16 protein-coding genes and 1 pseudogene are annotated in these 19,749 nt (G+C 66.2%); 5 read left to right on the top strand and 12 right to left on the bottom strand.

Annotated elements, in window-relative coordinates:
• Positions 1 to 46 precede the first annotated feature (46 nt).
• Positions 47 to 733, top strand: a complete 687-nt coding sequence (locus ACX9NE_RS14260) for an MBL fold metallo-hydrolase (protein WP_459363790.1) — start codon at positions 47 to 49, stop codon at positions 731 to 733.
• Positions 734 to 744: 11 nt separating this feature from the next.
• Here the strand turns inward: ACX9NE_RS14260 and ACX9NE_RS14265 are convergent, their stop codons facing one another.
• Complete coding sequence (locus ACX9NE_RS14265; protein WP_459363791.1) at positions 745 to 1,185, bottom strand: universal stress protein; 441 nt, start codon at positions 1,183 to 1,185, stop codon at positions 745 to 747.
• 155 nt (positions 1,186 to 1,340) lie between these two features.
• On the opposite strand from ACX9NE_RS14265, the gene ACX9NE_RS14270 reads away from it, so the two are divergent.
• Entirely contained in the window at positions 1,341 to 2,912 is a 1,572-nt protein-coding gene (locus ACX9NE_RS14270) for a mannosyltransferase (protein WP_459363792.1), read from the top strand.
• Positions 2,913 to 3,098: 186 nt separating this feature from the next.
• On the opposite strand, the pseudogene ACX9NE_RS14275 reads toward ACX9NE_RS14270, so the two are convergent.
• From ACX9NE_RS14275 to ACX9NE_RS14290, 4 genes and pseudogenes are all read right to left on the bottom strand, one after another.
• A pseudogene (locus ACX9NE_RS14275) lies at positions 3,099 to 4,531 on the bottom strand (MFS transporter).
• Positions 4,528 to 6,684 carry an excinuclease ABC subunit UvrB gene (uvrB, locus tag ACX9NE_RS14280; protein WP_459363793.1) on the bottom strand — a complete coding sequence of 719 codons (2,157 nt, stop codon included), beginning with the start codon at positions 6,682 to 6,684 and terminating at the stop codon, positions 4,528 to 4,530. Before uvrB ends, ACX9NE_RS14275 begins: the two are co-directional and overlap by 4 nt.
• 120 nt (positions 6,685 to 6,804) lie before the next feature.
• Entirely contained in the window at positions 6,805 to 8,628 is a 1,824-nt protein-coding gene (locus ACX9NE_RS14285; protein ID WP_459363794.1) for a fatty acid CoA ligase family protein, read from the bottom strand.
• A 1-nt stretch (position 8,629) separates the two neighbouring features.
• A complete protein-coding gene (locus ACX9NE_RS14290) occupies positions 8,630 to 9,412 on the bottom strand; it encodes an alpha/beta fold hydrolase (RefSeq protein ID WP_459363824.1) in 783 nt (260 codons plus the stop codon).
• 436 nt (positions 9,413 to 9,848) lie between these two features.
• Here ACX9NE_RS14290 and ACX9NE_RS14295 point away from each other — a divergent pair, with 436 nt between their 5' ends.
• The 3 genes from ACX9NE_RS14295 to ACX9NE_RS14305 all read left to right on the top strand — a co-directional run bounded on the left by ACX9NE_RS14295 (position 9,849) and on the right by ACX9NE_RS14305 (position 11,341).
• Positions 9,849 to 10,208 (top strand): hypothetical protein, encoded by a 360-nt coding sequence (locus tag ACX9NE_RS14295; RefSeq protein WP_459363795.1) that lies wholly within the window; start codon positions 9,849 to 9,851, stop codon positions 10,206 to 10,208.
• 134 nt (positions 10,209 to 10,342) lie between these two features.
• On the top strand, positions 10,343 to 10,789 hold the full coding sequence (locus ACX9NE_RS14300) for a DUF402 domain-containing protein (protein ID WP_459363796.1): 447 nt from the start codon (positions 10,343 to 10,345) through the stop codon (positions 10,787 to 10,789).
• Between the two features lie 165 nt (positions 10,790 to 10,954).
• Positions 10,955 to 11,341: a DNA polymerase ligase N-terminal domain-containing protein gene (locus ACX9NE_RS14305; RefSeq protein ID WP_459363797.1), complete on the top strand. Its 387-nt coding sequence runs from the start codon at positions 10,955 to 10,957 to the stop codon at positions 11,339 to 11,341.
• Here ACX9NE_RS14305 and ACX9NE_RS14310 read toward each other — a convergent pair.
• From ACX9NE_RS14310 to ACX9NE_RS14340, 7 genes are all read right to left on the bottom strand, one after another.
• Complete coding sequence (locus tag ACX9NE_RS14310; RefSeq protein WP_459363798.1) at positions 11,336 to 11,785, bottom strand: SRPBCC family protein; 450 nt, start codon at positions 11,783 to 11,785, stop codon at positions 11,336 to 11,338. The two genes, ACX9NE_RS14305 and ACX9NE_RS14310, sit on opposite strands and share 6 nt — an antisense overlap.
• Positions 11,786 to 11,831: 46 nt before the next feature.
• Positions 11,832 to 12,791: a DUF2889 domain-containing protein gene (locus tag ACX9NE_RS14315; protein ID WP_459363799.1), complete on the bottom strand. Its 960-nt coding sequence runs from the start codon at positions 12,789 to 12,791 to the stop codon at positions 11,832 to 11,834.
• Between the two features lie 6 nt (positions 12,792 to 12,797).
• Complete coding sequence (gene coaE / locus ACX9NE_RS14320) at positions 12,798 to 14,012, bottom strand: dephospho-CoA kinase (RefSeq protein ID WP_459363800.1); 1,215 nt, start codon at positions 14,010 to 14,012, stop codon at positions 12,798 to 12,800.
• A gap of 10 nt (positions 14,013 to 14,022) precedes the next feature.
• The gene (gene rpsA / locus ACX9NE_RS14325; RefSeq protein ID WP_459363801.1) at positions 14,023 to 15,468 is read right to left on the bottom strand and encodes a 30S ribosomal protein S1; all 1,446 of its coding nucleotides are present in this window, start codon (positions 15,466 to 15,468) and stop codon (positions 14,023 to 14,025) included.
• Between the two features lie 111 nt (positions 15,469 to 15,579).
• Complete coding sequence (locus ACX9NE_RS14330; protein WP_459363802.1) at positions 15,580 to 16,533, bottom strand: lysophospholipid acyltransferase family protein; 954 nt, start codon at positions 16,531 to 16,533, stop codon at positions 15,580 to 15,582.
• Positions 16,534 to 16,561: 28 nt separating this feature from the next.
• Positions 16,562 to 19,228, bottom strand: a complete 2,667-nt coding sequence (gene polA / locus ACX9NE_RS14335) for a DNA polymerase I (protein ID WP_459363825.1) — start codon at positions 19,226 to 19,228, stop codon at positions 16,562 to 16,564.
• A gap of 97 nt (positions 19,229 to 19,325) precedes the next feature.
• Entirely contained in the window at positions 19,326 to 19,688 is a 363-nt protein-coding gene (locus ACX9NE_RS14340; RefSeq protein WP_459363803.1) for a putative quinol monooxygenase, read from the bottom strand.
• Positions 19,689 to 19,749 lie beyond the last annotated feature (61 nt).

Below are 19,749 nucleotides of genomic sequence, written 5' to 3' on the forward strand. Positions count from 1 at the left end.
GCCAAGCCGCCCCGGGGGCGCCTGCCACCAAGTAGCGTGCAGGGGTATGACCGCTGCCCCTGAGCTCAGTGACAACTACACCGGACACGTCGAACCGGGCACCGCGGCCCGACGTACCTTGCCCGGCGCGACGATCGTCAAGGCCTCGGTAGGCCCCATGGACAACAACGCCTACCTCATCACCTGTTCCGCAACCGGGGAAACCCTGCTGATCGACGCCGCGAACGACGCCGACGTCCTCATCGACCTGGTGCGGCGGTACGCACCGAAGCTGACGCTGATTCTCACCAGCCATCAACACTTCGACCACTGGCAGGCGCTGGAAGCCGTCGTGCAAGCCACCGGAGCCCCGACGGCCGCCCACGAAATCGACGCCGAGCCACTTCCGGTACCACCGGATCGTTTGCTGAAAAACGGCGAGTCGGTCCAGATCGGTGAGCTGACTTTCGACGTGATCCATCTGCGTGGACATACACCGGGGTCCATCGCGCTGGCGCTGGACGGGCCGGCCACCGGCGGAGTGACCCATCTGTTCACCGGTGACTGCCTGTTCCCGGGTGGAGTCGGCAAGACCTGGCAGCAGGGCGACTTCGAACAGCTACTCGGTGACGTCACCACCCGGGTCTTCGACGTGTACGACGACGCCACGGTGATCTATCCCGGCCACGGTGACGACACGGTTCTAGGCGCCGAACGCCCGCACATCGAAGAGTGGCGCCAGCGCGGCTGGTAAAGGGCCCGATCTCAGGTGGTGTGCACGATGAGCACGTCGACCTTGGCCTTGCGGGAGACGTTCGCCGGGACCGAGCCCAGCAGTCGCCCCGCGATGGTGCTCAGACCGACGTTGCCGACCACCAGCAGATCGGCCTTCTCGGACTCGGCGAGTTGCACCAGGGCGTCTACCGGGGCACCCTCGATGGCCCGCTCCTCGACGTTCTTGGCGCCGGCGTTGTGCGCGCGTTCCTTGGCATCGTGCAGGATCTCGTAGATCGGGCCGGTGCCGGTGACCTTGTAGCTTTCGTTTTTGAGAGCATCGACGGCGCGGGCGTCCTCGTGCTGCGGCAGGTACGCCGACGCGATGATCAATTTGGCGTCCGCCCCCGCGATCCTGGCTGCCCTGTCCACCGCGCGCATCGACGAATCCGAGCCGTCAGTTCCCACGACCACGGTTTGATAGGCGCTCATTTACCCTCCCAGGTGTCGGTTTCCGCCAACCCAAGACACTATCGCGTTGCTGGACGTAGACGGGAGAGGTTTGCGGCGCGGGTCACTCCGGACCGCCTCGGGCAGTAGCTTCGCCACGCCGCCGGCACCCTTTGCACTTAAAGTTGAAAACAATCATGTCTGTGTCAATCGTCGAAAACGCCGTGGCTGACGACGCCGAGCCGGCGGCCGGGGCGCACCCGCGGGGCCGCTTCCTTGACCCGTGGGCGATTGCGGCGATCACCACGCTCATCAGCGGCGCGTGGGCCGGCCGGCCGTCGCTGTGGTTCGACGAGGGTGCGACGATTTCGGCCGCAGCCAGCCGCACGCTGCCTGAGCTGTGGAAATTGCTGGGCCACATCGATGCCGTGCACGGCTTCTACTACTTGTTGATGCACGGCTGGTTCGCGATCTTTCCGCCTACCGAGTTCTGGTCGCGGGTGCCCAGTGCGCTGGCCGTCGGAGCCGCCGCGGCCGGCGTTGTCGTCTTCGCCAGGCAGTTTGCAGGGCGCGGGACCGCACTGACCGCCGGCGCCGTCTTCGCCGTCCTGCCGCGGGTGACGTGGGCGGGTATCGAAGCCCGCTCTTCCGCGCTGGTGGTCGCGGTCGCCGCGTGGCTGACGGTCCTGCTGGTTGCGGCGGTGCGCCGTAATCGCGCGCGGCTGTGGGTTTCCTACTCGCTGGTGCTGATGGTGGCCATCCTGGTCAACGTCAACGTGGTGCTGTTGCTGGTGGTCTATGCGGCGGTCCTGCCCGTACTGGCGCCGCCACGGACACGCAAGTGGCCCGTCATCTGGCTGGCCGTCGGCTCAGCCGTTGCTCTGGGCGCAATGACGCCGTTCATGCTGTTTGCCCACAAACAGGTATGGCAGGTCGGATGGATCAATGGCCTGGATCGGAGCCTTTTTCTCGATGTGGTGCACCGGCAGTACTTCGACCACAGCGTCCCGTTCGCGATCCTGGCCGGTGTGCTGGTGCTCGTCGCCGCCGCGCTGCGTCTGGCCGGCAAGGCACGGGCTGAGGACGGGGCGGGCCGGCTGTTACTGATCAGCACTTTGTGGGTGGTCCTTCCCACAGCCACCGTGCTGATCTACTCGGCCGTCAGCGAACCGATCTACTACCCCCGCTACCTGATCTTCACCGCTCCCGGCGCGGCCGTCGTGCTGGCCGTCGGCATCGTCGCGATCGCCCGCAAGCCGTGGCAGGTGGTCGTCCTCGTGGTAGCTCTGGCCGTGGCCGCCTTCCCCAACTACTACTTCACCCAGCGCGGGCCGTATGCCAAGGAGGGATGGGACTACAGTCAGGTCGCCGACGTCATCAGCGCCCACGCCAGCCCCGGTGACTGTCTGTTGGTGGACAACACAGTGCCGTGGCGACCCGGCCCGATCCGCGCCCTGCTGGCGACACGGCCGAAAGCCTTCCGGTCACTGATAGACGTCGAGCGTGGCTTCTACGGGCCGAAAGTCGGTGCCCTGTGGGATGGGCACGTCGCGGTGTGGCTGACGACGGCGAAGATCAACAAGTGCCCCGCGCTGTGGACGATCACCAACCGCGACAAGTCGCTGCCCGATCATCAAGTGGGACAAGCATTATCGCCGGGAACGGCCTTCGGGCGGGCTCCGGTGTACCTGTTTCCCAGCTACCTCGGCTTCCACATCGTGGAGCGCTGGCAGTTCCACTACTCGCAAGTGGTCAAGTCAACGCGGTAATTGCCCTGGTCGGTCAGACAGCGCGGTTAGCCACTGGGCGGGTAGAACTGACCGGCTGACCCGTTGTTCGGCGGGTCCGTGCGACGCGGTCACCACCTCAGCGAACTACAGCGCGGGAGCGGCTCAGTAACGAACAAACTGGTGGCTCACCGAACTCAACGCGGAGGCGCTCGACGTTGACCAGGGTCAGGTCGCGTCTTGCGGCCGTGACCGCGCTGCCGGACGGCGATCGTGACGAGTCGCACGGTAGGACGCCAGCACGCCCACCGCGGCCAGCACGGTGAACACCGCGTACAGCCAGCGGGCCTCCATCAACTCGCCGCCGGTGGCGCTGTTCACCACCACTCCCGCAAGGCCGGCACCGAAGGACGCCGAGATCAACTGCACGGTGTTGATCGCAGCCGCCGCCGCGCCACTCTCGGAAGGATCGTCGACGGAGTCCATCGCGCGCGCCGACAGATGCGGCCAGGCCATCCCGATACCGGTCCCGGCGACCAGCAAAGCCACCGCCCATACCACGATGAGGCCGTGCGATGCGTCGGCCCGTTGAGTAACGGCGCCGAACGCGAGGCCCGCCGCCATCAGCAGCGGCGCAACCAGGACAACGCCACCGATCACGCGCGGGTTGGTGAGTGACGCGCTGATGATCTCACTGACCGTCCAACCGATCGCCAGCGAAGCACCGAGGAATCCGGCACGACGGGCGTCAGATGTCCCAACCGCTGACCGAACAGCGGCACGTAGGTGTCCACCATCACGGCCATCATCAGCACCGCGAGCGTCAGGTAGATCCACTTCAGCGGGCCGGTTCCGAACACACTCGGCGGTAACACCGTTGCACGGCTGCGCCGATCGACGACCACGAATGCCGCGACCAGCAGCACCGCCACCGCGAGAAGTGCGCCGGTCGCCGCAGCGTTGTGCGGCAATTGGGCGACGCTGACCGCCAGCGCGGCGGCCCCGACCAGCAACAGCGATCCCACCGGCACCCGCAGCGCGGTTGCCGTCGGGTCCTTCGGTGTCGTGGAGCTCGCCGCCAGGACCGCGGGAACCAGAATGCCCAGCAGCGCCGCCAGGACGGCCATGGCGCCGAATGCCCAGCGCCACAAGCCGAACTGCGCGAAGAGACCGCCCATCGCCGGTCCCACCACGGTCGCCACGCCCCACATCGCCGACACCAGCGCCGATCCACGGGTCCAGAGCGTATGCGGCAGCGCGGCATTGATCAGCGCGTATCCCAGGCCGGCCAGGGTGCCGCCGGCCACGCCCTGCAGGGTGCGCCCCGCGACCAACACCTCCATGGTCGGGGCCGCCGCGCACGCCACGCTGGCCACCCCGAACACGGCCAGAGCCAGCAGAAAGGACGAGCGGGCCCCGAAACGGCGCAAGATCGAGTTGACCGTTGTCGCGGCAACGACCGAACCTACCAGGTACAAAGTGACCACCCAGGCATAGAGGCGGTCACCGCCGATTTCGGCGATCGCACTCGGCAACAGGCTGACGGTGAGGAACTCGTTGGTGGCGTACATCGCCACGCCGCCGGCCAGCACCGTGGACGTGCCCAGGTGCTGGCCGAGCAGCTCCCGCCAGCTCCCGGCTCCCCCCGTCGGCTGCCTCACTTCAGACCAGCGGCGTCCATCCCGCGGAGTTCTTTCTTCAAGTCGGCAATCTCGTCACGGAACCGGGCGGCCAGTTCGAATTGCAGGTCGCGGGCGGCGGCCATCATCTGGGCGGTGAGATCCTTGATCAGGTCCGCCAACTCTGCGCGCGGCATCGCCGAGGTGTCGCGCCCCTCGAACACACCGGCGCTGACCGCGCGGCCGGGCTCGCCCTGGGCGCGCCGCCCGCGTGACGCATTGCGCCCGGACCCACCGATCTCGATGTCGGTGTCGTCTGCCTCGCGGTAGACCTGGTCAAGGATGTCAGCGATTTTCTTGCGCAGCGGCTGCGGATCGATGCCGTTGGCCTCGTTGTAGGCGACCTGCTTGAACCGCCGCCGTTCGGTCTCGTCGATCGCCTCTTTCATCGAATCGGTGATCTTGTCGGCGTACATGTGGACCTCACCGGAGACGTTCCGGGCGGCGCGGCCGATGGTCTGGATCAGGCTGCGCACCGATCGCAGGAACCCTTCCTTATCGGCATCGAGGATCGATACCAACGACACCTCGGGCAGGTCCAGGCCCTCGCGCAGCAGGTTGATGCCGACCAGCACGTCGTACTCACCGAGCCGCAGCTGACGCAACAGCTCGACCCGGCGCAGCGTATCGACCTCGGAATGCAGGTAGCGGACCCGGATGCCCATTTCCAGCAGGTAGTCGGTGAGGTCTTCGGCCATCTTCTTGGTCAGTGTCGTCACCAGCACCCGCTCGTCGCGTTCGGTGCGCTTGCGGATTTCCCCGATCAGGTCGTCGATCTGACCCTTGGTCGGTTTGACCACGACTTTCGGGTCGACCAGGCCGGTCGGACGGATCACCTGCTCGACGAACTCGCCGCCGGTCTGGCTGAGTTCGTACGGCCCGGGAGTAGCCGACAGATACACCGTCTGCCCGATCCGGTCGGCGAACTCTTCCCAGGTCAGCGGACGGTTGTCAACGGCCGACGGCAGCCGGAAACCGTATTCGACAAGATTGCGTTTACGGGACATGTCGCCCTCATACATGCCGCCGATCTGCGGCACCGTGACGTGCGACTCGTCGATGACCATCAAGAAGTCCTCGGGAAAGTAATCCAGCAACGTCGCCGGCGGCGAACCGGGACCGCGGCCATCGATGTGTCGCGAGTAGTTCTCGATGCCCGAGCAGAACCCGACCTGTCGCATCATCTCGATGTCGTAATTGGTGCGCATCCGCAGTCGCTGGGCCTCGAGTAGTTTGCCCTGCCCCTCCAGCTCGGCCAGGCGCTCGGCCAGCTCCTGCTCGATGGTGGAGATGGCCTGCGCCATCCGCTCGGGACCCGCCACATAGTGCGTGGCCGGAAAGATTCGCAGCGAATCGACCTGGCGGATCACCTCGCCGGTTAGCGGATGCAGGTAGTAGAGCGCCTCCACCTCGTCGCCGAAGAACTCGATGCGCACGGCGAGCTCTTCGTAGGACGGGATGATCTCCACGGTGTCGCCGCGTACCCGGAACGAGCCGCGGGTGAACGACAGGTCGTTGCGCGTGTACTGGACGTCGACCAGCAGCCGCAACAGCCCGTCGCGTGGCACCTCCATGCCGACCTGCAGCTCGACCGACCGGTCCAGGTAGGACTGCGGCGTACCCAGGCCGTAGATGCACGACACCGACGCCACCACCACCACGTCGCGGCGGGACAGCAGCGACGACGTCGCGGAGTGCCGCAACCGCTCGACGTCGTCGTTGATCGAGCTGTCCTTTTCGATGTAGGTGTCGGTCTGCGCGATGTAGGCCTCCGGCTGGTAGTAGTCGTAGTAGGAGACGAAGTACTCGACCGCGTTGTGCGGCAACATCTCTCGCAGTTCGTTGGCCAGCTGGGCGGCCAGCGTCTTGTTCGGCGCCATCACCAGGGTGGGCCGTTGCAGCCGTTCGATCAGCCATGCCGTGGTTGCCGATTTCCCGGTGCCGGTGGCGCCGAGCAGCACCACGTCGCGCTCCCCCGCCCTGATCCGGCGCTCGAGCTCATCGATGGCGGCCGGCTGGTCGCCGGCGGGCTGATGCGGGCTGACCACCTCGAAGCGGGCGCCGGTGCGCACGACCTCGTCGACGGCGCGGTATTCCGAGTGGGCGACTACTGGGTGTTCGGTGGCGAAAGCCATGCTCGCCAGGGTAGTCGGCGACACTGACAAGTTGCCTGGGTGCGCAGGTGCGCTGCAGGCGTGGTCAGGCGGTAGCGGACTGGTTGTGCGAACGTGTCCAGATGTGTTGCCAGCGGTAACTCATGGGACCGGGGCGTCGCGCACAACGGTAACCGCCGAAGTCGCGGAACTGACATCCGGGGAAGGCGAGTATTCAGCGACCGGGCGGGCCCGCCGGCTGCGGGAGCGAGGTCCCGACAACTGCCGGGCGGCCCACTTGGCCAGCTGCGCGCGCTCGATCTTGGAGTTGTGGCGCGGATCCACCGGCAGCCTGCGCTTGAAGAGAACGGCGTGGATCTCGTTCGCCATTTCCGAATCTGCAGCCCGCGCGAGCAGTTCCCGGTGCAAGCCGGCGAGTTCGTTCTTGCCAACATCGGGCTCGACCTCGACGCAGAGGACTGGCAGCTCGCCCGCCGGTGCGGGCACTCCCACCAGTCCACTTCGCCGCACCTTGGGATGGGCGTCGAAGAGCGGCTCGACTTGCAGCGGGAATAGGTTCCCGGTGGCTGTTTTCACCCGCTGCGACACCCGACCGCAGACCCAGAGCTTGTCCTGCGCGTCGAGGTAGCCGACGTCCCCGAAGCGGTGCCAGTCCCCCTGCGAGTCAGGCACTTTGTTCTTGTGTGTGCTCTCGGGGTCGAGGTAGTACTCGGGGCTGACGTGCCTACCCCGCACCAAAATTTCGCCGACCTGTCCCGTGGGCAATTCCGATGTTTCCGCGATGGAGTCGATGGGACCGTCCACGATGTCGATGATCTTCAGTTCGACGCCCGGCAGGGTGTAGCCCACACAAACGCCGGCACCCTGCTCGGTCAAATTCCACACGCCGTCGAGGTGCTCACGACTGCCAATCTCGGTCGACGGCATGGCCTCGGTGGCTCCGTAGTTCGCCGCCACCTCGCCGTCGGGAGCCATCACCGCGTTCATCATTTGTTCGACCGGCCCGGAGATCGGCGCCCCGGCCCCGATGACTCGTTTCAACGAGGGCATCGTAAGGTTGCGCGCCAGCGCTTCGGAGGCCAGGTTCTCGATGAGGATCGGTGCGGCGAAAAACGACCCGACCTTGCAGTCGTTGATCACCTGGATCAGGGCGGCCGAGTCAACCTGCGCGGGGCCCTGCCGGGCAAAGTCGATGGGCGGCACCACCATTGTGCCACCGGCACTGATGGGGATGAACAGGAACGCGGGGAAGACGGCCATATCCACCGGGACCTCGTGGTCCGGATCCCAGCGCCAGCTGTGGTGCGCGTTGCGGAACAGCTGACAGAAGTTGCGGTGCAGGTACAGCGACGGTTTCGCCGGCCCGGTGCTGCCGGTGGTGTAGAGAACGGCGCAGGGATCGTCCGGCCCGACTCGTGGCGGCTGAGGGTCGGCAGGCGCGTGTTTTCGCAGCGACCTGATCGATCGCGCGCCGGGGAAGGGTGGAAACCCGGTGATGATTCGGCCGCCCGGCACCAGTGGGCTTTCCGTGAGAACAAGCTTGCGGAGGTCGCGCGGACCCCACCCGAACGTGATCCGCCCGAGGTGCGCGAGCGCGTTGCCCAGGAACGCCTCCGGCTGCACACGGCTGAGCCGTTCCGCGACGTTGCGATAGCCGACTGCGGGGTCGATCCAGATGGAGAAGGCGCCCACTCGAGTGAGGGCTACGCCCATGACGCAGGTCTCGTAGCTGGGAGGCGACATGCAGACGATCCGGGTCAGCTCGGCAATGCCCATCTCGCGCAGCCCCACGGCGACCGACTCGACGTCGGCCGACAGCTCGGCGTAGGTGTGCCGTTGGTAGCGGCGCGTGCCGTAGCCCTCCCAGCCGTCCAGGTCGATGACCGCGACACGATCCGGGTCCTCGCGCGCTACCCGCAACACGATGTCGGCGAGGTTGAAGATGTCGTCGGGGAACGGGTCCATCTCAGGCCTGCGTCCTTGCGTCAGGCTGCAGGAACTCGTCGATGATCGACGCGACCTCGTCCGGCCGCTCCAGCATCAGCAGGTGGCCGGAGTCGGGTAGCCATTCCTGGCGTGCGGGGTGGAGGGTCGAATTCAGGCGACGTCCCGACCTGGGCGAGACGATCTTGTTCTTCAGCCCCCAGATGGTGCAGATGGGCGGAAACCCAGGCTGCGGCGCGAGGTTGTCGATGACCGCGTAGTTCTCCAGGTCGTCGAGCACCCCGAGCAGCGACTCCAGCTGGCCGGTGGCCGCATAGGGACCGTAGATTGCGGCGCTGCGATGGACTTTGAGGGCGCGGCCGCGGGGGCCCAGCTGGAACGCGGTGGCGACCGAGCCGATGCCGTTGGTGAGCTTCAGGTGCCCGAGCACCCGGTACACCTGCCGATTGACTGCGGGCATCCGCTCCCGCAACCAGAGCAACGGTCCCAACCAGCCACCCAGGAAGGTCGACTCGGTGAGCGGGTTGCACAGCACCAGGGCCATCACCTGGTCCTGATGGCGCTCGGTGAACGCCAGGGAGATGGCGCATCCCATGCAGTTGCCCACCAGCGCGACCTTCTCCAACCCTCGTGACCTGACGAACTCCTCCAGCATCGCTACGTAGTTGCCCAAGGTGTAGCCCGCGCCGGGCTTGGCCGAGTTGCCGAACCCCAGCAGGTCAAGGGCGAAGATCTCGTACTTGCCGGCAAGTCTGTTGGCTACTTCCTCCCAGATGGCATGCGACGAGCCACCGTTGTGGAGCATGACCACCGGGGCACCTTGCCCGGTGTGCTCATATGTGATCGGCAATCCCCGGAAGTCGAAGCTCTCCAACGCAATCCGCCCTCGCTGCCTGTGGTCATCGAGATACCGCCGCACTGCACCCCAGCCCGGTACGACGGCGACGGCCTACCCGGCCGACACCATTTCTCGATGCAACCACGGCGCCTGGCCCGCGGGTAGGGACCGAAGTCCCCTAAGCACGTCGTGCCGGACGGGGTGCCGTTGGTGGTGCGCCTCGCCCGGTTGAGGTCGAGCCGGTAGGTGCCGTCAGAACTTTGTTCGGCGTCGGGGCCACCCCTGCGGGGGCGGCGGCCGGAGACGCCGGTGCGGCGGGTCTGGCGGCCAGCGCGAACAGCCGGAGGCCGCGATCGCTACCGTCATCGTCATCGCGGGCACGGGCGCGCCCACCCGCGGCGGGTTGGCGCTGATTCATGGGAACGTCGCGGTCACCGCCGAACGGTTCCTCGCGCTCGCCGCTACGCGTGTGGCCTCGGCGCTGCTGGGACCGGGCATATCGGCGGTGGTGCGCTCCACCGAGCAGATCATGCCGCTGTTCGTGGTGTCGATCATGGCCCAGCCGGTGCTGTGCGGCGGGATGGTGCCGGTGACCAATCGAAGTGTGCTGCAACAGGTTTCCACGGTGATGCCGGCACGATGGGGTTACGCAGCGGCCGTATGGACGGTCGGCGTGCGGTCCCTGGTGCCCGGTTCGCTGATTCCCCAGGACAGGTTCTGGCAGCACACGTTCAAGATCTGGTTGCTGGACATGGAATACTGACCGCGTTCTCGGTAGTTTATTCCTGCTTCGTGCGCTGGAAACTGCGCGTTCGTAGGTAGGGTCGGATCATCCATCCACCGAAGCACGAGGCGTTCGACCTGACCGCCCGCACCAATACCGATCCCAAAGGCATCGTGCGGGCGGTCGACGAGTACGTCGTGCGGCCGTGGGGCCTCTACGTGGCCCGCCCCACGCCGGGCCGCGCTCAGTTCCATTACCTGGAGTCGTGGCTGCTGCCGTCATTGGGGCTGCGCGTCACGGTCTTTCATTTCAACCCTGGCCATGAACGTGATCATGACTACTATCTCGATATCGGCGAATACACACCCGGCGATGCGGTATGGCGCTCGGAAGACCATTACCTCGACATCGAGGTGCGCACCGGGGCCGGCGCGGAGTTGGCCGACGTCGATGAGCTTTTGGATGCGGTGCGTCAGGGTCTGCTGAGTCCGGACGTCGCGGCGTTGGCCATCCGGCGCGCAATGAGCGCCGTCGACGGGTTGGCCCGCCACGGTTATGACCTGCCGAGTTGGCTTGCCGGGCAAGGTATGACGCTGCGCTGGCGACGGGGCTTAGCGTGAAAGCGTTTCAATTGCAACGACTCTGAGGTTTCTGGGGTGTAGCCTGTTCCACAGTTTTCGGCGGGCGCGGCCGGGTACCCACTGTGCATGTCTTTGAGCAACCATGAGTCGGGCGGCCGCCACCGACGACAACGCCGAGCTACAATTTACCGACCGTGCTTCGTCGTGCAGCACCAGCTGGCTCGCAGCGACCGTTATGATTTTCGGCTCGAAATCGACGGTGTGCTGGTGTCGTGGGCGATACGGAAAGGCTTGGCGGAGCGGCGGATGGCCCTTCGCACCGAAGACCATCCGCTCGAACATGCGACATTCGAGGGCTTCATCCCCGAAGGCCGCCACAGTCCCGACGGCGTAGTGGTTTGGGACTACGGCACGTACGCCAACGGAACCCGTCACGCTATGGCGAAAGGGCTAGCTTGTGGGCACGTTTCGTTCCACCTCAACGGCGAGCGGTTGCGTGGCCGGTACGCCATGACGCGAATCCGGGAGGGCGAGGACGAAACGTGGCTGCTGGTCAAACGCCGGGACCGGAATGCGCATGCCCTGCTATGAGAGTTCGCGGCGCGCCAGTTTGCGCCAGCGGCGCTGCCGATACCGGTAGATGCCCTTGGCCATCGCCACGACCAAGCCGGTGAGCAGGCCGGCATCGATGTCGACGGTGTCGCTGTAGCGGCACGAACCTTCTTGCAGCGGTTCCACGTGCAGGGTGTGGTTCCAGGCCTTGAGGATTCCGCCGTATTCGTGGGTGCGGATGGTGAAGGAGGCCTCGTCGACGTCGACGACCTCGATAGTGTGCCGGTAGGCCGGGATGACATGAAACGCCATCAGCCACCCCGTGCCGCACTCGCCCTGGCGCAACTGCTCGGTGCGCCCGGCGAGCGCGGGGAATGCGAACAGGCCCTTGCAGACGTAGCGGAAGGTGGCCGGAGAGAGCATTGCCCTCCACACGCGATCGGCGCTGGTGGACAGCCTGGTTTCGACATGGACGGTGCGCATGGCTTCGCTTCTCGCTCTCCCGGTTATCGTGCTGTCCGATTACACCTCATCGATACTCGAGTAGCGCGTCCAGATCAGCGATCGCACGCAGTGTGTCGTTGAGATGGGTGCACGTGCTGGTGCCGACGAATTCACCGCGGACACGGTCGCGCACTTCGGCGAGTGGCATGCCCCGGACCCGTGCCGCACTGCCGATCGCCCCCGGGCACTCCTCCCACGGCAACACGCGCACCTCGGCGTCCACCGAGGTGATGGTGCGTGTCGCGGTGTCGACCGAGCCCGCCACGGTGTATTCGTGCACGATCGTCTCGACGAGGTCGTCGTCCATGTGCGAATCGCGGAAGTGCGCGTCGAATGCCGCCGCACCGGCCTCGTCCGCCCAGACATCGAGGCGCCGGAACCTGCGCATGCCCCGCGCCCGAAGCGGCTCGACCTCGTGCAAGCCGCGCAGCGGTGGCGCCACCGGCCCCCGGCCCGTCGGAAGGACATCGTGCCGGCGGGTGTAGGTGATCAGTGACGCCTGCGGCGCGAAGCCCGCACAGATCCCGGCCATGCGGTCGGCGACGCCGGCGGGCACCTTCTGCTCGATGCCGAGCACGATCGCCGCGTGCTGAGTCGCGTATCCGGACACCAGCGCCGCCCCGACCCAGTCGTCGAGTAGCAGATGAAGCAAGCTGGCCCGCTGCACCTCCTCGGGCAGCAGCTCGGCGATTGTGGACCGGAACCCTCGGCCGACATGACAGCCGCGGAGCCGATCCAGACCGCTGACCTGCGGCGTCGCGGAGATCTCGGCGATGACCTGATCCATCAGGTGCGCTTGGACGCGGACATCTCCCAGCACCTCCGCGCTGCCCGTGTCGCGAGCCCGGAGGTCGACCACGCAGCCTCGCGCCCCGTCCGGATGGGTGTCGATGGTGCTGGTGCGTCGCCGCCGACCCGCCACCAGCGGCGGCGCCTCGTCAACGACCGGCCGGTGCGGACCCAGAATGTCACTGACGAACGGCATACGGACTCAGGGCTTCCAGCCGGCGGCGTCGGCCCACTCCCACGCTCGCCGGTAGGCGTCGAGGAACCATGGTTCCTTCGCGGTGGCATACCGCACCGTGTCGCCTCCCCCGTGCGCTTCCGCCGCCCGCTTGACGGCCATATAGTCCTCGCGCACGCCGGGATTGGCCTTCAACCACTCCACGAACAGTAGCGCGAACTGTTGGTTGGGCCAGCCGGCCACCCGGATGTGTACATTGGTGGGCCGACCGGGATCGGCGGAGGCGTGAATACGCTTGTGCCACAACGCCGGATCATCGCTGTGGTCGAAGTCGGGTACGGTGCTGCGGGCATCGGCCTTGGCGGCGTCCCGGGTGATGTGGTCGAGGCGCGGGTAACCGGCGGCCAGCAGCGGCTCGACGAGTTCGTCGGCCATGTCCAGGGATTCGACGGTGACCTGGATGTCGATAACGTCCTTCGCGTCATAGTCCGGCACCGCCGTCGACCCGATGTGGTCGACTCGCACCACCCGATGCCCACCCGCGGTCCGCAATCGGTTGACGATGCGGCGGGCCTGGTCCGGCCACGTCGGGTCGGGCGGCGCCAAATGTGCCGGCGCCCGGGCAGGACGGCGCTCGGCCAGGTTGTGCGCGAACGGCAGGACGCGGTTGTGCCATACGTCGCGTGCGCGCAGCACCAGCTCTTCCCGGGTGCCTGAGTTGTCCAGCCAGATGTCCGCGACGGCGCGGCGCTGCTCGTCGTTGGCCTGCGCGGCGATCCGTGCGCGGGCGTCGTCCTCAGTCATGCCGCGTTGTTCCACCAGGCGCCGCACCCGCAGTTCGACGTCGGCGTGCACGATGACGACGAGCGGAAACAGCGGCGCCATACCCGACTCCACCAGCAACGGGATATCTTCCACGACAACGGAATCCCCCGAAACGGCTTCGATGATCTCCGCGCGGCGTTTGGCGACCAGCGGATGCACGATGCCGTTGAGCTTTTTGCGCTCCTCCTCATCGGCAAAAGCCTTGGCCGCCAAGGCCGCCCGATCCAGGGCACCGTCGGGACGGAGAATGTCTTCGCCGAAGGCGTCTACCAGCGACGCCAGTCCTTCGGTCCCTGGTTCGACCACCTCACGTGCGATGACATCCCCGTCCACGATGATTCCACCGCAGTCCGAGAAGGTCTTCGACAGCGCCGACTTCCCGGCACCGATGCCACCGGTGAGCCCGATGCGCAGCATCCGCGCGTATTTACGCGCTGCCGGCGAGCTTTTCCCGCAGAGCCGCCAGTTGGGCGTCGCTGGCCAGCGACCCACCCGCAGACTTCTCCGAGGAGCTGCTACTCGACGACGACTGACCACCGCCACCGTGATCCGCTGCTTCGGCCGCAGCAAACTTCTCCATCTGGGTGGTGTGCATCTTGTGCCGGCGCTCGGCCTCGGCGTAACGGGCTTCCCACTCGTTGCGCTGGGCGTCGAAACCTTCCATCCACTCGTTGGTTTCGGCGTCGAAGCCTTCGGGGAAGATGTAGTTCCCCTGCTCGTCGTAGCTGTCGGCCATGCCGTACTTCGCCGGGTCGAACTCTTCGGTGTAGTCCTCGTTGGCCTGCTTGAGCGACAACGAGATCCGGCGCCGCTCCAGGTCGATGTCGATGACCTTGACCAACGCGTCGTCGCCGACGGCAACCACCTGGTCGGGCACCTCGACGTGACGCTCGGCCAGCTCGGAGATGTGCACCAGACCCTCGATGCCCTCCTCGACGCGGACGAACGCACCGAACGGCACCAGCTTGGTGACCTTGCCCGGCACGATCTGCCCGATCGCGTGGGTGCGGGCGAAGTGGCGCCAGGGATCTTCCTGAGTTGCCTTGAGCGACAACGAAACCCGCTCCCGGTCCATGTCGACGTCGAGCACCTCGACGGTGACTTCGTCGCCCACCTGCACCACCTCGGACGGGTGGTCGATGTGCTTCCAGGACAGCTCGGAGACGTGCACCAGGCCGTCCACCCCGCCCAGGTCGACGAAGGCGCCGAAGTTGACGATGGAGGAGACGACACCCTTGCGGATGGTGCCCTTCTGCAGCTGGTTCAAGAATTCGCTGCGAACTTCCGATTGCGTCTGCTCGAGCCAGGCGCGCCGGGAGAGGACTACGTTATTGCGGTTCTTGTCCAGCTCAATGATCTTGGCTTCGATTTCCTTGCCGATGTACGGCTGCAGGTCGCGAACGCGGCGCATCTCGACCAGCGAGGCGGGCAGGAAGCCGCGCAGCCCGATGTCGAGGATCAGGCCGCCCTTGACGACCTCGATGACGGTGCCCTTGACGGCCTCGTCCTTCTCCTTGAGCTCCTCAATGGTGCCCCAGGCGCGCTCGTACTGCGCACGCTTCTTGGAAAGGATGAGCCGGCCCTCTTTGTCCTCCTTCGTGAGAACAAGGGCCTCTACCTCGTCACCGACGGAAACGACCTCGTTGGGGTCGACGTCGTGCTTGATGGAGAGCTCGCGGGCGGGGATGACCCCTTCGGTCTTGTAGCCGATGTCGAGGAGCACCTCGTCCCGGTCCACTTTGACGATGGTTCCCTCGACGATGTCCCCATCGTTGAAGTACTTGATCGTTTTGTCTATTGCGGCTAGAAAATCCTCGCTGGTGCCGATGTCGTTGACGGCTACTTGCGGCGAGGTGACGGTGGGACTCGGCATATTGTTAGGTTGCTCCGGACAGGGTTCATCGAAGGGACATTTGGGTTTACCCATTGAGGCTACTCGACGTGGCACGAGCTGGACAAACCCGCCCCCACCTGTGCCGGGGCATTACCGGCGGCGGCCCACCGAATCCGACACCAGTCCGCCCGGCATCAGCCACTGCTCGGGCTCGCGCTGGATGAACTGCGCGAGTGCGTCGGCGATGCGCTGCGAGGTCACCTGCACGGCTTCTTTGACGTCCCCGTCGTCTTCTCCCAGCGGATCGAAGGCGGAGATCGGCTCGGAAAAAACCGGTTCACGCTGGTGTTTTCGCTGGAAGACGGCACCGGGCACGATCAACGCGCCGGTGCGAAGCGCCAGCAGCGCAGGACCAGGGCCGACCGGCCGCTTGATGCCGGCCAGATCGACCGCGACGCCCACTCCGCCACCTTCCCGTGCGCGGAAATAGTCGCCCGCGACTGCGACCAATCGGCCGCGCCGCAGGGCGTCCGACATCGCCGCGGTGATGCTCACTCCGCCGGTGCGGTCGACGGTGATGAGTTCCAGCTGGGCCTTCTGGGCACCCCGGGCGACCACCCACTGCATCAGGGCGCGCTGACGGTTGGCGACCACGGTGGTGGGCAGCCCGTTGAGCGCCAGCACAATCGGAAGCGCAGCGTAGGAACCCAGATGCGGGAACGCGACGATGGCGCCCACGCCGGCGGGCCGGCCCGCCTCGAGAGCGGCATGCAGGGGTGACGGATCGGCGATCCGAAAGCGCCGTCGCGCAGCGCCATTCGTCGTGGCGAGGAACCACACGGCGTCGTTGGCGTTACGGACCAGCGCTCGGTACATCGCCTGGACCGGCCGCCACTTTCGGGTGGAGAACTGCGCTGTCGGGTCCACATTGTCGCGAAAGTCCTGTAGCACGTTCAGATGCTGCGCACGCCCGCGCCAGTACACCAGCCGGGCCACCACGGCCAGGAACGCGTCGGCGACCGGAGCCGGCAGCAGAGCGAACACTTTCGACGCCACCATCAGCGGGAACCTCAAGAGCGGTCCCCGCTCGGCGATATCCGACATCACAGCAGTCTAAGTTCGCCAATCCCCCTCAATGGGCGGCGGCGTCCCAGCTACGTCCGTAGCCCACCGACACCTCCAGCGGCACATCAAGCGGATACGCCCCACCCATCTTGTCGCGGACTAACGCATCGAGCTGATCGCGTTCGCCGGGCGCGACCTCGAACAGCAACTCGTCGTGGACCTGCAGCAGCATCCGCGACGCCAGCCCGCTGGCCTTGATCGCCTTGTCCACCTCGATCATCGCCACTTTGATGATGTCGGCGGCGCTGCCCTGGATCGGGGCATTGAGCGCCGCCCGCTCGGCGGCTTCCCGCACCTGGCGGTTGCTGCTGTCCAACTCGGGCAGATAGCGTCGCCGGCCTAGCACCGTCGAGGTGTATCCGTCCTTGCGGGCCTGTTCGACGACGGCCATCAGGTAGTCGCGCACCCCGCCAAACCGGGCGAAGTACTGGTCCATTTGCTCCTTGGCTTCCTCGGTGGAGATCTTGAGCTGCGCCGACAACCCGTAGGCGCTCAACCCGTAGGCCAGGCCGTAGGACATCGCCTTCACCCGGCGCCGCAACTCGGCGGTGACCTCCTCGATCGGCACCCCGAAGGCCCGTGAGGCGACGAACGAGTGCAGGTCCTCTCCGGTGTTGAACGCTTCAATCAGGCCCTCATCGCGGGACAGGTGCGCCATGATCCGCATTTCGATCTGGCTGTAGTCGGCGGTCATCAACTCGGTGTAGTCGCCCTTGCCGACCACGAATGCGTCACGGATCTGCCGTCCGGCGTCCGTGCGGATCGGGATGTTCTGCAGATTGGGCTCGGTGGAGGAGAGCCGGCCGGTCGCGGCGATGGTCTGGTTGAAGGTGGTATGAATCCGGCCATCAGGGCCGACCGCCTGTAGCAACCCGTCGACGGTGACCTTGAGCCGCGTGACGTCGCGGTGCGTCAGCAGGTGCTGCAGGAACGGGTGGCCGGTCTTGTCGAAAAGCGACTGCAGGGCGTCGGCATCGGTGGTGTAGCCGGTCTTGGTGCGTTTGGTCTTGGGCATACCCAGCTCGTCGAACAGCACCACCTGCAGCTGTTTGGGCGAGCCAAGATTGATCTGCTTGCCGATCACGGCGTAGGCGGCCTCGGCGGCGTCGCGAATCTGGTCGCCGAAATGGCTCTGCAATTGGCCCAGCATGTCCAGGTCGACGGCGATGCCGACGCTTTCCATGCCGGCCAGCACCCGCTGCACCGGAAGCTCCATTTCGCCCAGCAGGGCGGTGGAGTCGATCCGGGCCAGTTCGGCGTCGAGCGCGTCGGCCAGGTCTGCGACGGCCCGGGCCCGCAGGATCGCTGTCTGCACCGCCTGGTCGTCGGTGCCGTCGGTGTCGTCAAGCAGCGAAAGTTGTTGTTGTTCAGCCGTTTCCGCGCGCAACTCACGACGCAGATAGCGCAGCGAGAGGTCGTCGAGGGTGAAGCTGCGCTGCCCGGGGCGCACCAGGTAGGCTGCCAGCGCGGTGTCGGAAGTGACTCCCGCCAGCGTCCAGCCGCGGCCTCTGAGGTCGTGGATGGCCAGTTTGGCCTCGTGCAGGGCCTTGGGCTTGTCGGGATCGCTCAGCCAGGCTGCCAGTGCGGCGTCGTCCTCAGGCGTCAGGGTCGCAGTCTCGATGTAGGCGCCGTCCCCGTCGGCAGCGGCGATGGCCAGCGCGGTGGCGTCTCCACCGTGCGGCAGGTGGGTGCCCACGACCGTCAGGCCGGACCGACAACCGTCGCCGGCGTGATCGGCAAGCCACTGCCCGACGGCGCCCGGTTGCAGCGCGCCGCCACGCACGTCGAAGCCCTCGTCGACCTCGGGCTCGACGGCGGCCAGCGTGTCGAACAGCCGGTCCCGCAGCACGCGGAACTCGAGGTCGTCGAACAGGCGGTGAATGTGGTCGCGGTCCCAGGGTTGCAGCCGCAGTGTGTCCGGGGTCTGTGCCAGCGGCACGTCTTTGACCAACTCGGTGAGTTCCCGGTTGAGGACGACGTTGGCCACGTGCGCTCGGAGGGCGTCGCCGACCTTTCCGCGCACCGACTCGACGTTGTCAACGAGACCCTGCAGCGAGCCGTACTCGATGATCCACTTCGAGGCCGTCTTCTCCCCCACCCCGGGAATGCCGGGCAGGTTGTCGCTGGGGTCGCCGCGCAGCGCGGCGAAGTCCGGGTACTGCAGAGGGGTCAATCCGTATTTCTCGACGACGGCGTCCGGGGTGAAGCGGGTGAGTTCGCTGACGCCTTTGCGTGGGTAGAGCACCGTGACGTCGTCGCTAACCAGCTGCAGCGAGTCCCGGTCACCGGTCACCACCAGCACGCGGTAGCCCTCGTGCTCAGCTTGAGTGGCCAGCGTGGCGATGATGTCGTCGGCTTCGAATCCGGCCTCGGCCAGGACCGTGATACCCAATGCGCCAAGCACCTCTTTGGTGATATCGATCTGGCCGTGGAACTCGTCGGGCGTCGAGGACCGGTTCGCTTTGTACTCGGGGTAGCGCTCGGAGCGGAACGTCTGCCGCGACACGTCGAACGCCGCGGCGATGTGCGTCGGAGCCTCGTCGCGCAGCAGGTTGATCAGCATGGCGGTGAAACCGTAGACCGCGTTGGTGGTCAATCCGCCGCGGGTCTTGAAGTTTTCCGCCGGCAGCGCGTAGAACGCCCGGAACGCCAGCGAATTGCCGTCCAGCAGCATCAGCGTGGGCTTGTCATTGGCGGTGTTTGAGGGATTCGCCGTGCCGGAGGCGGTCCTTGCTGGGCTCACGGGCCTACTCTAGGCACCGCCGCTGACATCACAGCAGCCGCCGTTGCGCGGCAGCGTTGTAGTCGAAGTCGTACTCGTACACCGAGCCGGTAACTATGACGTCTTGTGGCTCGTCACCGGGACCGCTGCCACGCAACGCGTCGACCGCCGCCCGCGACTCCCACCGCTCGAAGATGTCCACGCGGCCCGAATCGAGCGGATCCGCACTGATCGTGAAGTCGAGACAGGCCGGTGTGCGGCGGGCCCGTCGGACGACTTCTGCGTAACTGGCCAGGTAGCTGTCCCGTCGCAGTGGGTCGATGATGATGAATCCCGCGACGATCACCATCAAATCCTCTTCCTTGTGCACGATCGATTTGTTGGTCAGACCGCCTGCGCCCGCCGATCTCATCGCGTGATCATCGCGCCCCGGCAGGCGAACTGGAACACGTTTCAGTTTTCCGGCCGTCGTT

The sequence above is a fragment of the Mycobacterium sp. ML4 genome, from assembly GCF_054515735.1.